At 55.5% G+C, this 13,877-nt stretch carries 11 protein-coding genes; all 11 read right to left on the minus strand.

The window, feature by feature from the left end:
- Nucleotides 1-34: 34 nt before the first annotated feature.
- From ftsA to ftsI, 11 genes are read right to left on the minus strand one after another with little or no spacing between them, the layout of a single operon-like run.
- Nucleotides 35-1,297, minus strand: coding sequence for a cell division protein FtsA (gene ftsA / locus FDX19_RS17675; protein WP_003018755.1), 1,263 nt, complete (start codon nt 1,295-1,297; stop codon nt 35-37).
- Nucleotides 1,294-2,127, minus strand: a complete 834-nt coding sequence (gene ftsQ, locus FDX19_RS17680) for a cell division protein FtsQ (protein WP_137383718.1) — start codon at nt 2,125-2,127, stop codon at nt 1,294-1,296. Before ftsQ ends, ftsA begins: the two co-directional genes overlap by 4 nt.
- Before the next feature lies 1 nt (nt 2,128).
- The gene (locus tag FDX19_RS17685) at nt 2,129-3,049 is read right to left on the minus strand and encodes a D-alanine--D-alanine ligase (RefSeq protein WP_137383719.1); all 921 of its coding nucleotides are present in this window, start codon (nt 3,047-3,049) and stop codon (nt 2,129-2,131) included.
- Complete coding sequence (murC, locus tag FDX19_RS17690) at nt 3,042-4,517, minus strand: UDP-N-acetylmuramate--L-alanine ligase (protein WP_137383720.1); 1,476 nt, start codon at nt 4,515-4,517, stop codon at nt 3,042-3,044. The genes FDX19_RS17685 and murC overlap by 8 nt, the downstream gene beginning before the upstream one ends.
- Nucleotides 4,518-4,568: 51 nt before the next feature.
- Nucleotides 4,569-5,636 carry an undecaprenyldiphospho-muramoylpentapeptide beta-N-acetylglucosaminyltransferase gene (gene murG / locus FDX19_RS17695; protein ID WP_137383721.1) on the minus strand — a complete coding sequence of 356 codons (1,068 nt, stop codon included), beginning with the start codon at nt 5,634-5,636 and terminating at the stop codon, nt 4,569-4,571.
- Nucleotides 5,633-6,877 carry a cell division protein FtsW gene (ftsW, locus tag FDX19_RS17700; RefSeq protein WP_137383722.1) on the minus strand — a complete coding sequence of 415 codons (1,245 nt, stop codon included), beginning with the start codon at nt 6,875-6,877 and terminating at the stop codon, nt 5,633-5,635. Before ftsW ends, murG begins: the two co-directional genes overlap by 4 nt.
- A complete protein-coding gene (gene murD / locus FDX19_RS17705) occupies nt 6,877-8,193 on the minus strand; it encodes a UDP-N-acetylmuramoyl-L-alanine--D-glutamate ligase (RefSeq protein ID WP_137383723.1) in 1,317 nt (438 codons plus the stop codon). The genes ftsW and murD overlap by 1 nt, the downstream gene beginning before the upstream one ends.
- A 2-nt stretch (nt 8,194-8,195) precedes the next feature.
- On the minus strand, nt 8,196-9,278 hold the full coding sequence (gene mraY / locus FDX19_RS17710) for a phospho-N-acetylmuramoyl-pentapeptide-transferase (protein WP_137383724.1): 1,083 nt from the start codon (nt 9,276-9,278) through the stop codon (nt 8,196-8,198).
- Nucleotides 9,272-10,630 carry a UDP-N-acetylmuramoyl-tripeptide--D-alanyl-D-alanine ligase gene (murF, locus tag FDX19_RS17715; RefSeq protein WP_137383725.1) on the minus strand — a complete coding sequence of 453 codons (1,359 nt, stop codon included), beginning with the start codon at nt 10,628-10,630 and terminating at the stop codon, nt 9,272-9,274. Before murF ends, mraY begins: the two co-directional genes overlap by 7 nt.
- A complete protein-coding gene (murE, locus tag FDX19_RS17720; protein WP_137383726.1) occupies nt 10,627-12,114 on the minus strand; it encodes a UDP-N-acetylmuramoyl-L-alanyl-D-glutamate--2,6-diaminopimelate ligase in 1,488 nt (495 codons plus the stop codon). Before murE ends, murF begins: the two co-directional genes overlap by 4 nt.
- Complete coding sequence (gene ftsI, locus FDX19_RS17725) at nt 12,101-13,867, minus strand: peptidoglycan glycosyltransferase FtsI (RefSeq protein ID WP_016151691.1); 1,767 nt, start codon at nt 13,865-13,867, stop codon at nt 12,101-12,103. The genes murE and ftsI overlap by 14 nt, the downstream gene beginning before the upstream one ends.
- Between the last annotated feature and the right edge of the window lie 10 nt (nt 13,868-13,877).

The raw sequence follows: 13,877 nt of genomic DNA on the forward strand, positions 1-13,877 counted from the left end.
CCTGAGGCCGTAATTATTGCCGGCCTCATAAAAATTAAAACTCTTTTCGCAGCCAACTATTGAGTCGTTTAATCCACGAGCCAACGGATGCCGTTACACGTTTTTCAACTTCAGCTTCACCACTTAAATGGGATTCTTTCCCGTAATGAAGCAACCCCACTGCCGTTGAATAATACGGCTCCTGGGCATAATCTGTCAGACCGGTGATATTGAGCGGCGCACCAATACGCACCTGCGTATGGAACACGCGCTGAGCGCAGGCCGCAAGACCTTCAATTTGCGCAGCACCACCGGTTAACACAATCCCCGCCGCCAGATGATGTTTCACACCCTGCTGGCGAAGTTGTTCCTGTAATTGCAAAATTTCTTCGTTGACCAGGTTAAGCAGCTCGGTATAACGCGGCTCAATGACCTCAGCCAAAGTCTGACGTTGCAGACTGCGTGGCGGACGACCACCGACGCTTGGCACTTCAACGCTCTCATCTTTACCAACAATAGAACCCAGCGCACAACCATGACGAACTTTAATGGCTTCCGCATCGCTCGGCGGCGTACCAAAGGCATACGCGATGTCGCTGGTGACCACATTCCCTGCATAAGGGATTACTTTGGTGTGGCGCAACGCCCCGCCAGTATAAACGGCGATGTCCATTGTACCACCACCAATATCGACCACGCAGACACCCAGCTCACGTTCGTCTTCCGTTAGCACGGAATAACTGGCTGCCAACCCGGCAAATATCAGTTGGTCAACTTTCAGGCCACAGCGTTCAACGGCTTTGACGATATTCTTCGCCATGTCGTTGTGGCAGGTAATCAGATGTACTTTTGCCTGCATACGCACGCCGGAAAGACCGACCGGATTTTTAATGCCTTCCTGGTAGTCAATGGCGTATTCCTGTGGAATAACGTGCAGTACACGATGCTCATCGCGCACGCGTACGGATTTTGCCGTATGCACAACATTTTCCACATCTTCCTGGGTCACTTCCTCTTCGGAAATGGGCACCATACCAATTTCATTCTGACAGCTAATATGTTTACCTGAAAGCGCCAGATACACTGAGGAAATCTGGCAATCTGCCATCAGTTCAGCCTGGTCAATGGCGCGCTGTACGCATTTCACCACTGACTCAAGGTCATTCACCCCGCCTTTATCCATACCTCGCGATGGGCAACTGCCCACGCCAATGATATTGACCATACCGTCGGGCAGAACTTCCCCTACTAAAGCGGCTACCTTCGCGGTGCCAATCTCCAGTCCAACTACCAGTTTTCTGTCCGTCGCCTTGATCATTGTTGTTCTGCCTGTGCCTGATTCTGTTGCTGATTAGATTCCTCAGGAGGCAAGGGAACCCAGCCTACTGCTGCTCCTGAGTCATAACGCAAATCAACGTAGCTAATCCGTTTGCCATCGGTTTGCGCCTGCTGCTGTAAAACCGGGTAGAGTTCCACAAAGCGAGCCAAACGTTTTATCGTATCGCCCCTGCCCAGATTCAGCTTAATATCGTTATTAAGCGTTAACTGCCAGGAACGACGAGCGGTCATCGCCGCTTCCTTCAGGGTGAATCTATCCTTAGCCAGCACCTGCCCCATATCGCGGAACCCTTGCAACACTTCACTCGCGCTGCCTTCCGGGCCATACAACATAGGTAATACCTGCTTGTTAGCCCGACCGGTTGGAATGCTGAACGTATTTCCATCAGCATCCACCATATGTTGGTCATTCCAACGCGCTATCGGCACATATTCAACCAGATGAATCTTCAATTCATCAGGCCACTGCTTTCTGACGCTCGCCTGCTTAATCCAGGGGAGGCGTTCAATCTGACTTTGGATGATGTTTACATCCTGGGTCATAAAGGTTCCCGGTGCGCCAAGCGCCAGAATGGACTGACGAATATCGTCATTGCGCGTGTAGTGTCGCTCACCGGTCAATACCAGCTTCGACAATGGCAAACGCTGCGCATCTTCCATCCATCCCAACACGACCCAGCCGCTCACAAACACGGTGCACAGCACTGTCAGCAGAAACAAAATTCCTGCAAGACGCGTTCCATTATTGCGGCGTGAGGAGGCTACCTCTTCTTCATCACCGTTTCGCGTGTTCAGCGCAGCCTGCGACATATCAGTCCGCCAACGCCAGAATTCGAACCACCAACTGCGAGAAGCTCAGGCCCGCCTGACGCGCCGCCATCGGCACCAGGCTGTGGCTGGTCATACCCGGAGAGGTATTCGCTTCCAGCAGATAAAACTGGCCATCGCTGTCCAGCATGACGTCAATACGCCCCCAACCTTTACAGCCCAATGCGTTCCACGCATTCAGGACTAACGCCTGTAATTCGGCCTCCTGGTCAACTTCCAGACCTGCAGGACAGAAATATTGTGTCTCATCAGACAGATACTTCGCCTCATAATCATAGAAGGTTCCCGCGGGTTGGATACGTATTGACGGTAAAATTTCTTCGCCGAGTATCGCAACTGTGAATTCTGGCCCACTGAGCCATTTTTCAATCAGTACTTCTTCATCATGCTGAAAAGCCAATGCTAATGCAGTTTGCAAAGCATTTTCTTCTTCAACTTTTGACATCCCTACGCTGGAGCCTTCACGGCTTGGCTTCACAATCAACGGCAAGCCTAACGCAGAAATTTTCGTAACCACTTCATTGCTAAGTCCTTTTTCAAACTCAGCACGGGTCAATGCCACCCATGGCGCAACGGGCAATCCTGCCCCCTGCCACAGCAGCTTGCTGCGCAGCTTGTCCATTGAGATAGCCGATGCCATAACACCGCTGCCGGTGTACGGCAGGCCGATCTGCTCCAGCATGCCCTGCAGCGTACCATCTTCACCGCCGCGACCGTGCAGAGCAATAAACACCTTCTGAAAACCCATTGATTTCAGAAGCGTAACGTCGACCTCTTTCGGGTCAACCGGATGGGCATCCACGCCACCTTCGCGCAAACCCGCCAGCACAGCCGCGCCAGAATTCAGCGACACTTCTCGTTCTGCGGAGGTGCCCCCTAACAGGACCGCGATTTTATCAGCCATGTTGTTCTTCCTCCGGGTTTTGCGGCTTCAGTTTGATTTCAGCTAAGGAACGCGCGATTTTGCCGATATTTCCAGCGCCCTGCACCAAAATCAGATCGTTACCGGTTAATACCGGTGCCAGCATTTCCGCTACCTGGGCCGGATCGGACACCAGAATAGGATCGATCTTACCGCGACCACGAATCGTACGGCACAGCGAACGGCTATCGGCCCCCGGGATCGCAGCTTCACCTGCGGCATACACGTCCAACATCAGCAGCGTATCAACCTGTGTCAGCACGTTGGCAAAGTCGTCGTACAAATCGCGTGTACGCGTGAAGCGGTGCGGCTGGAACAGCATCACCAAATTTTTGTCCGGCCAACCTGCGCGTGCGGCTTTGATCGTGGCATCGACTTCCGTTGGGTGATGGCCATAGTCATCAACCAGCATCGCCGTTCCGGCTTTACCGTTGACTGGCTCAAGCGGGAATTCACCGAGGAAGTCAAAGCGGCGTCCGGTACCCTGGAAACTTTCCAGCGCGCGCAGGATCGCGTCGTCTTCAATACCCTCTTCCGTTGCCACTGCCACGGCAGCCGCCGCGTTCAAGGCATTGTGACGGCCAGGCGCATTCAACGTCACACGCAAATCGGCCATCCCCTGACGCAGCAGCGTGAAGTGACCCTGTGGGCCAATCTGTTGATAATCTTCTACGCGAACGTCAGCATCATCGCTGAAACCATAGGTCGTGGTCTGACGCCCGACGCGCGGTAACAGCTCGCGGATCACCGGATCGTCAACGCACATCACCGCACGACCATAAAACGGCAAGTTATGCAGAAAATTAATAAACGTCTGCTTTAAATTTTCGAAGTCGCCATGGTAGGTATCCATATGGTCAGCTTCGATATTGGTGACAATCGCCACCATCGGCTGCAAATGCAGGAACGACGCATCGCTCTCATCGGCTTCCGCAATCAAATAACGGCTGTGACCCAGACGTGCATGCACGCCCGCCGCCTTCACCAGACCGCCGTTCACAAAAGTCGGATCGAGGCCCGCTTCTGCATAAATACTGGAGACCATCGCCGTGGTCGTGGTTTTACCGTGGGTCCCGGCAATGGCGATACCGTGACGAAAACGCATCAACTCTGCCAGCATCTCCGCACGGCGGATCACCGGGATACGCGCTTCATGGGCCGCTACAATTTCTGGGTTATCCGCAGAAATAGCGCTGGACACCACCACCACGCTCGCATCACGTACGTTTTCCGGACGATGGTGGAAAAAAATCGTGGCACCCAGATTCGTCAGTTGCTGCGTAACCGGATTCGGCGCTAAGTCAGAACCGCTGATCTGATAACCTTCATTGGCCAAAACTTCGGCAATACCGCCCATACCGGCACCACCGATGCCGACAAAGTGGATGTGCCGAACGCGACGCATTTCGGGCACGATGGAACGCAGTTTTGCCAGTTGTTGTGTATTCATTCTTTAGCCATTAACTTCTCAGTTCATGCGATGCAAAAGGCATCACCACAATTACACCCGGGCAGCCCGGCTCACTTCAGTTGCAACCCGCTCAGTGGCATCCGGTATGGATGCGGCGCGAGCACGCTCTGCCATGGTTAATAAAGTTTCTCGTGACCACCCGGACAGGGTGCTGACGACGGCATCCACAGTAAACTGCGGCTGCTCAAGAATTTTGGCTGCGCCCGCTTTCTCCAGCGGCAACGCATTCCAGTACTGTTGTCTGTCTTTATGTTGAAACGGCACGAACAGCGCGGGTAAACCTGCGGCAGCAATCTCGCTCACCGTCAGTGCGCCTGAACGACAGACCACAACATCCGCCCACGCGTAAGCTGCTGCCATATCATCAATAAATTCAGTGACCTTATGCTGTGGTTGCCCCGCGTCTGCATAAGCCTGTTCCACAGTTTGCTGTGCGCCTTTGCCACTCTGATGCCAGATAGTCACCGCGTCGCCAAGCTTTGCGGCAACCTGCGGCATCGTCTGGTTCAATACGCGCGCGCCCTGCGAACCACCGACAACCAGCACGCGCACCGGACCTTCGCGCCCAGCCAGACGTTCTTCGGGTAACGGCAGTGCAAGGACATCAGTACGCACTGGATTCCCCACCACTTCCGCATTCGGGAAAGCGCCGGGGAAGGCCTGCATCACCTTCGTCGCGATCTTCGCCAGCCATTTGTTGGTTAACCCTGCAATGCCGTTCTGCTCATGCAGCACGACCGGAATACCTAACGACCAGGCCGCCAGGCCGCCAGGACCAGATACATAACCGCCCATGCCCAGTACCACATCGGGCTTAAACTGCTTCATGATGGCGCGCGCCTGACGCCAGGCATTAAAAATACGGACAGGTGCCGCCAGCAACGCGTTGAGGCCCTTTCCGCGCAAACCGGAGATGCGAATAAAATCAATGTCAATGCCGTGCTTCGGCACTAAGTCCGCTTCCATACGATCGGCGGTGCCCAGCCAACGAACCTGCCAGCCCTGGGCCATTAAATGGTGCGCAACCGCTAGCCCCGGGAAGACATGTCCACCGGTACCGCCAGCCATCACCATTAACCGCTTCGGTTGCCCACTCATCGTGCACCTCGTGTAAACGCCTGGGCTTTTTCCAGACGCGTTTCATAATCAATACGTAACAAAAACATGATGGCTGTCGACATGATCAACAAACTGGAACCACCATAACTAATAAGCGGCAACGTCAGACCTTTAGTTGGCAGCATACCCGCCGCCGCGCCGACGTTTACCAGCGCCTGGAAGCTAAACCAAATCCCGATGGAGCAGGCTAAGAAACCTGAAAAACGGTGGTCAATTTCCAGCGCCTTACGACCGATCGACATCGCACGAAAAGCGACGAAGAATACCATTAAAAGAGCGAGTACCACACCGATATAACCCAGCTCCTCCCCAATAATGGCGAAGATAAAGTCGGTGTGCGCTTCCGGCAAATACTCCAGTTTTTGGACTGAATTACCTAACCCTTGCCCCCAAACCTCACCGCGACCAAAAGCCATCAGCGACTGTGTCAGCTGATAGCCGCTGCCAAACGGATCTTCCCAGGGATTCCAGAACGAGGTTACACGGCGAATACGATACGGTTCGGCGAGGATCAGCAGCACGACTGCGGAAATCCCCATCCCGATGATGGCGATGAATTGCCACAATTTGGCGCCAGCCAAAAACAGCATCGCCAGCGTCGTGACGAACAGCACGACCACCGTACCCAGGTCAGGCTGCGCCAGCAGCAACACGGCCAGGACCAGAATCACGCCCATCGGTTTTAAGAAGCCGCGCAGGTTGTTACGCACCTCATCTACCTTACGTACCAGATAGTTGGCGAGATAACAGAACAACGACAGCTTGGTAAACTCCGCAGGCTGAATACGCAGTGGTCCCAGCGCAATCCAGCGCGATGCCCCGTTAACGGAGCTACCCACCACCAGCACGATCAGCAACATGATGATCGAGGCTATCAGCATCGTGGTACTGTATTTTTGCCAGAACTCCATCGGCAGACGCAGCGTGACCATCGCCAGACAGAACGCCAGGAAGATATACAGCGCATCACGTTTGGCGAACAGGAACGGATCGCCCGCCAGACGTTGCCCTACCGGCATTGACGCCGATGTCACCATCACAAAACCAATCGCTGCCAGACCAAAAGTCAGCCACAGCAGCATGCGGTCATACATGATCAGGCTGTCCGCGTCTTTATCACGCGAAGCCATCACCCAGCCTTTAAGTGCCGCAAAGATCCACGCCAGGATTCCGAGTCCCGGTACGCGCGGCAGTTTCAGACGAGGGAGAGATAATCGCATCAACCCAACTCCTTCGCCAGATGGGTAAAGACATCGCCACGTTGCTCAAAGTTTTTAAACTGGTCGAGGCTGGCGCAAGCCGGCGACAGCAGCACCATATCACCCGACTTCACACGCGGCGCGAGCAGGCGCATCGCCTGCTCCATGGTTTCCGTTTGTTCCGCCACTTCCGGTCGCAACGCGGCAAGCTGCGCGCCATCGCGACCAAAACAGTACAGACGAATACGATCGCCGTTCAGGTAACGACTTAGCGGGGAAAAATCGGCTGATTTCCCATCGCCGCCCAACAGCAGGTGCAGAGTGCCATCAACGTGCAGGCCATTCAGCGCCGCTTCGGTACTGCCCACGTTGGTCGCTTTTGAATCGTTAATCCAACGCACACCGTTATGATTCAGTACCAGTTGGAAACGATGCGCCAGGCCGGTAAAGGTGGTCAGCGCTTTCAGGCTCGACGCCCGCGGCAGACCCGCAGCATCCGCCAGCGCCAGCGCTGCCAGGGCGTTGGTATAGTTATGCTGGCCGGTAAGCGTCATCTCTTTCACGTTCAGAACTTTTTCACCCTTCACCCGCAACCAGGTTTCGCCCTGCTGACGATTAAGGTGATAGTCCCCCATGTTGACACCAAAGCTCACGCAACGCTCATCGGCACCACGAACCGGCATGGTCAGCGCATCATCCGCATTGACCACGCAGACTTTCGCATTCTCGTAAACGCGCAGTTTGGCTGCACGGTACTGCTGCAGTCCAAACGGATAACGGTCCATATGATCTTCAGTGACGTTCAAAATGGTGGCGGCGACGGCCTGTAAGCTGGAGGTCGTTTCCAGTTGGAAGCTCGACAGTTCCAGAACATACAGCTCACGTTCGTCATCCAGCAGCATCAGCGCGGGCAGGCCGATATTACCGCCGACACCCACGTTCACTCCGGCCGCTTTCGCCATCTCACCTACCAGCGTAGTCACAGTGCTTTTCCCGTTGGAACCGGTGATCGCAACGATCGGTGCCTGCGCTTCGCGACAAAACAGCTCAATGTCGCCAACAATTTCAATTCCCGCATCGGCGGCGGCGCTCAGCGAAGGATGCGCCAGGGCAATACCGGGGCTGGCGACGATGAGATCGGCGGCCAGCAGCCAGTCATCATTCAGGCTGCCAACATGATGCTCAACCGCTTCCGGTAATTTGTCCAGACCCGGCGGCGTTGCGCGGGTATCCATGACGCGCGGCGTGACGCCGCGTGCCAGGAAGAAATCCACGCAGGACAACCCGGTCAAACCCAGACCGATAATGACGACTTTTTTACCCTGGTAATCAGCCATGATTAACGTACCTTCAGCGTTGCCAGGCCAATCAGGACCAGCATCAGCGAAATAATCCAGAAACGCACAATCACGCGCGGTTCCGGCCAGCCTTTCAGTTCATAGTGATGGTGAATCGGTGCCATACGGAAGATGCGCTGTCCGCGCAGCTTAAAGGACCCCACCTGCAGAATGACCGACAGGGTTTCCACCACGAAGACACCGCCCATGATCACCAGCAGGAACTCCTGACGCAGCAGTACGGCAATAATGCCCAGCGCGCCGCCCAGCGCCAGCGATCCGACGTCGCCCATAAAGACCTGAGCCGGATAGGTGTTAAACCACAGGAAGCCTAAGCCCGCGCCGACAATCGCCGTACAGACGATCACCAGTTCGCCGGCATGGCGTAAATAAGGAATGTGCAGATAGTTGGCGAAGTTCATGTTACCGGTCGCCCAGGCCACCAGCGCAAAACCCGCAGCCACGAACACGGTCGGCATAATCGCCAGACCATCCAGGCCGTCGGTGAGGTTGACCGCGTTGCCAGTACCGACAATCACGAAGTACGCCAGCAGGATGTAGAACAGCCCCAGTTGCGGCATGACATCTTTAAAGAACGGCACCACCAGTTCAGTTGCCGGGGTGTCTTTTCCTGCCAGATACAGCGCAAAAGCCACGCCCAGCGCAATCACCGACATCCAGAAGTACTTCCAGCGCGCAATCAGGCCCTTGGTGTCTTTGCGTACCACTTTACGGTAGTCATCGACAAAACCAATAATGCCGTAACCGACCAATACCACCAGCACGCACCAAACGTATGGGTTGGATGGGTAGGCCCACAGCAGTACGGAGATAACAATCGCGGTGAGGATCATAATCCCGCCCATGGTCGGCGTACCGCGTTTACTAAAGTGTGATTCCGGGCCGTCGTTACGCACGACCTGGCCAAATGACATTTTTTGCAAGCGGGCGATCATACGCGGGCCCATCCACAAAGAGATGAACAGCGCGGTCAGCAGGCTGACGATGGCGCGAAACGTCAGATAGGAAAAGACGTTGAAGCCGGAATAATATTTGACCAAATGTTCGGCCAGCCAAACTAACATGTTCCATTCTCCTGTAATGCGCGTACTACCTCTTCCATGGCGGCACTACGTGAACCCTTCACTAAAATCGTCATGATCTGATGTTCTGCAATCAGCGCCTTAAGATGCGCGGTCAGCGCGGTTTTATCCGCAAAATGCTCGCCAACGCCGCTGGCATGGCTAATTGCCTGACTCAGTTTCCCTGTACTCAGCACACGGTCGATACCTGCAGCCTTTGCAGCCTCACCTACCTGTACGTGGCAGGCTTCGCTTTCCGCGCCAAGCTCTGCCATATCGCCAACCACCAGCACGCGGTAGCCGGGCATTTCGGACAGCACCTGTACCGCTGCGGTCATTGAGCCGACGTTAGCGTTGTAGGAGTCGTCCAGCAGCAGCTGATTTTCTGCCAGTTGAACCGGGAACAGACGCCCCGGCACCGCTTGCAGATCCTTCAGACCCGCTTTCACGGCCTCTGGCGTCGCGCCTACCGCCATAGAGAGCGCAGCCGCCGCCAGGGCGTTAGCAATGTTGTGACGACCCGGCAGGGGCAGCAGAACATCAATGCTTCCGGTTGGCGTTTGCAGCGAAAACTCTGTGCCGTGTGAGGTCACATGAACGTTAGCCGCCGAAAAGTCGCTGTTAGCCGCATTCGGCGAGAAGCGCCAGACTTTGCGATCGCCGATGATGCTCTGCCAGTTCAACCAGTCGTTGTTGTCGGCATTCATAATGGCGACACCGTTCGCTGACAGGCCGGTAAAAATCTCACCTTTTGCCTTCGCAACGCCAGCCAGAGAGCCGAAGCCTTCCAGATGCGCGGCGGCCAGGTTGTTCACCAGCGCCGCTTCCGGGCGCGTCAGGCCAACGGTCCAGGCGATTTCGCCCTGATGATTGGCGCCAAGCTCAATCACGGCATAGTCGTAATCGTTGTTTAACCGCAGCAGCGTCATCGGGACGCCGATGTCGTTATTCAGGTTGCCCGCGGTATACAGGGTGTTACCACACTGGCTCAGAATGGATGCCGTCATCTCTTTGACGGACGTTTTACCGGACGAGCCGGTAAGCGCCACCACGCGAGCAGGAACCTGAGCGCGAACCCACGCCGCCAGCTCGCCAAACGCCAGACGCGTATCGTTAACGATCAACTGCGGCAGATCGGTGTCCAACAGACGGCTGACCAGCAGCGCGCCCGCGCCATTTTCTTTTGCCGTATCGGCAAAATCGTGGGCATCAAAGCGTTCACCTTTCAATGCGACAAATAAACAGCCAGGGGTGACTTTACGCGTATCGGTCGTGACCGCATCAAGGGTCAGATCGCCCCCTTTCAGTTCGCCGCCGAGGATTTCCGCCAGTTGGCTGAGCGTTACGCTAATCATGCGATAACCCCCAGCAAACGTGCTGCCGTCACGCGGTCGGAGTAGTCGAGACGGTGGGCGCCGACAATCTGGTAATCTTCATGGCCTTTGCCAGCGACCAGCACCACGTCATTTTCTTTTGCCTGCATGATGGCGCTAGTGACCGCTTCAGCACGGCCTTCCATTACTTTTGCCTGCCCGGCATCCAGCATACCCGCCAGAATGTCATTGATAATGGCGCGAGGCTCTTCGGTGCGTGGGTTGTCATCCGTAACCACAACGACATCGGCAAACTGCTCGGCAATGGCCCCCATCAACGGGCGTTTGCCTTTGTCGCGATCGCCGCCACAGCCAAAGACGCACCACAGCTTGCCGGTGCAATGCAGACGGGCCGCCTGCAGCGCTTTTTCCAGCGCATCCGGCGTATGAGCATAATCAACCACCACGGTGGTTTTGCCCGGCGCGCTGAACACTTCCATGCGCCCGCAGACCGGCTGCAGTCGTGCCGCCGTTTTAAGTAAATCCGCTAACGGATATCCCAGCGCCAGCAGTGTGGCCAGCGCCAGCAGCAGATTGCTGACGTTAAACGCGCCCATCAGGCGGCTTTCAATTTCACCTTCTCCCCAGGAAGAGGCAAAGCGAATCGTTGCGCCGCTATCGTGATAGTTCACCTCAACGGCTTTCAGCCAACGACCGTGGCAGTTGGGGTTGATATGGTCTTCCATCGAGACAGCTACCGCATCCGGCAGCTTCGCCAGCCAGCGGCGACCGACTTCGTCATCCGCATTGACGATAGCCTGCCCACAGTGATGCGTGGAATACAGCAACCACTTCGCGGCTTCGTAGTGTTCCATATCGCCGTGATAATCGAGATGGTCACGGCTTAAATTGGTAAATACTGAGGCCGCAAATTTCAGCGCCGCCACGCGGTGCTGAACCAGGCCATGCGATGAAACTTCCATCGCGCCAAAGGTCGCTCCCTGTTCAACCAGACCCGCCAGTACATGCTGAACGTCAACGGCTGACCCAGTGGTATTTTCCGTCGGGATCACTTTACCCAGCAGGCCATTACCTACCGTTCCCATTACCGCGCTGGTTTCGCCAAGCAGTTGGCTCCACTGTGCAAGCAGTTGGGTAGTGGTGGTTTTACCGTTGGTTCCGGTCACACCGACCAGACGCATATTTTCAGATGGCTCGTGGTAAAAGCGGCCTGCCAGTGCAGATAAACGCTCGTTAAGCTGGCTGAGATAGATGACCGGAACGCCGTGCATTTCACGGATTTCGCCGTCTGCGGCCTCATCTTTTGCCTCTGCAATAATGGCAGCCACACCTTGCGCTATCGCCTGCGGGATATATCGACGCCCGTCCGCCTGATGACCCACTACTGCGACAAAGAGATCGCCCGATGCAGCCACACGGCTGTCGAGTGTCATCTCTCGCAGTGCTCGCTCCGGTGCACCCGGCACCCATGGAGCAAGAAGGTCGCGCAAATTACGATCTGCCACCTGTTGCCTCGCCTTGATTATTCACAAATTCATTTTTATCGCCCGTTGTCAGCGCATCCGGTTCGATGTTCATGGTGCGCAGTACGCCGCCCATGATGGCACCAAAGACCGGCGCGGAAACGGCGCCACCGTAATATTTACCCGCCTGCGGATCGTTGATAACAACAACCAGCGCGAAGCGCGGCTGACTCGCAGGCGCAACGCCTGCGGTATAAGCAATATATTTATTGATGTAGCGGCCATCTGGCCCGACTTTTTTCGCCGTACCGGTTTTAATCGCGATGCGATAGCCTTTAATCGCCGCCTTCACGCCGCCACCGCCCGGCAGCGCCACGCTTTCCATCATGTGCACCACAGTGCGTACGGTCGACTCCGGGAAGATACGCTCGCCCGGAACGGGAGGGTCAACTTTAGTAATCGACAGCGGGCGATAAACGCCATAGCTACCGATAGTTGCGTAGACTCGCGCTAACTGTAACGGGGTTACCATTAGCCCATAGCCGAAAGAGAAGGTGGCCCTCTCTATGTCAGACCACCGTTGTTTTTGAGGATATAAGCCACTGCGTTCTCCGACCAACCCCAAATTGGTCGCTTTTCCCAGCCCAAAACGTGAGTAAGTATCTACTAACGCTGAGGACGGCATCGCTAACGCCAGTTTGGAAACACCGACGTTACTCGACTTCTGCAAAACCCCGGTAAGGGTCAATTCGCTATAACGCGCCACGTCTTTAATTTCGTGGCCATTAATTCGGTAAGGAATGGTGTTAAGTACGGTATTTTCACGTACCACGCCACGCTGCAGCGCGGTCATCACCACCATCGGTTTGACGGTAGAACCCGGCTCAAACACGTCGGTAATGGTCCGGTTACGCATCGCGTCTTTCGGCGTACCGGTGAGATTGTTCGGGTTGTAAGACGGGCTGTTCGCCATCGCCAGCACTTCACCGGTGTTCACATCCACCAGGACCGCACTGCCTGACTCCGCCTTGTTGAACGCCACGGCGTTATTCAGTTCACGGTAGACCAGCGCCTGTAAGCGCTCATCGATGCTCAGCGCGAGGTTGTGCGCCGCCTGGCTGTCGGTAGAGGAGATATCTTCAATGACGCGGCCATAGCGGTCTTTACGTACAATACGTTCGCCCGGTTGCCCGGTGAGCCATTTGTCGAAGCTCTTCTCAACGCCTTCAATCCCCTGGCTGTCGACGTTGGTAAAACCAATGAGGTGAGCGGTCACTTCCCCGGAAGGATAGTAACGGCGGGATTCTTCGCGCAGATGAATGCCTGGCAGCTTCAGCTTCTTGATGTAGTCGGCCATGTCAGGGTTTACCTGACGCGCCAGATAGATAAAACGCCCTTTCGGGTTGGCGTTAATGCGGGAAGCCAGTTGATCGAGCGGGAGGTTCAGCGCAGTCGACAGCGCTCTCCAGCGTTCGCCAACGCTCACGCCGCCTGCGTCATGCACCTCTTTCGGGTCGGCCCAAATCGCCTTCACCGGAACGCTCACCGCCAGCGGACGACCTGAGCGGTCGGTAATCATCCCGCGTGATGTAGACACTTCCTGGACGCGCAGAGAACGCATGTCTCCCTGACGCACCAGCATGTCTGGCGCAATGATTTGCAGCCAGGCAACACGCCCCAGCAGGAAACCCAGCGCCAGCAAAATACAGCCGCACAGTAACGCAAAACGCCAACTGATAAAGTTGGCTTGTTCTTCCTGGCGTTTTGGTTTGTGCGTTTTTGCCGCTGCTTTCATGCGTCGCGTT

It is taken from the genome of Citrobacter sp. wls619 (assembly GCF_005281345.1).
Taxonomy (GTDB): Bacteria; Pseudomonadota; Gammaproteobacteria; order Enterobacterales; family Enterobacteriaceae; genus Citrobacter.

Coding starts and splice junctions, on each gene's coding strand:
- ftsI (WP_016151691.1), bottom strand. CDS start 13,867: ATGAAAGCAGCGGCAAAAACGCACAAACCAAAACGCCAGGAAGAACAA.
- mraY (WP_137383724.1), bottom strand. CDS start 9,278: ATGTTAGTTTGGCTGGCCGAACATTTGGTCAAATATTATTCCGGCTTC.
- ftsW (WP_137383722.1), bottom strand. CDS start 6,877: ATGCGATTATCTCTCCCTCGTCTGAAACTGCCGCGCGTACCGGGACTC.
- murD (WP_137383723.1), bottom strand. CDS start 8,193: ATGGCTGATTACCAGGGTAAAAAAGTCGTCATTATCGGTCTGGGTTTG.
- ftsQ (WP_137383718.1), bottom strand. CDS start 2,127: ATGTCGCAGGCTGCGCTGAACACGCGAAACGGTGATGAAGAAGAGGTA.
- FDX19_RS17685 (WP_137383719.1), bottom strand. CDS start 3,049: ATGGCTGATAAAATCGCGGTCCTGTTAGGGGGCACCTCCGCAGAACGA.
- murC (WP_137383720.1), bottom strand. CDS start 4,517: ATGAATACACAACAACTGGCAAAACTGCGTTCCATCGTGCCCGAAATG.
- ftsA (WP_003018755.1), bottom strand. CDS start 1,297: ATGATCAAGGCGACGGACAGAAAACTGGTAGTTGGACTGGAGATTGGC.
- murF (WP_137383725.1), bottom strand. CDS start 10,630: ATGATTAGCGTAACGCTCAGCCAACTGGCGGAAATCCTCGGCGGCGAA.
- murG (WP_137383721.1), bottom strand. CDS start 5,636: ATGAGTGGGCAACCGAAGCGGTTAATGGTGATGGCTGGCGGTACCGGT.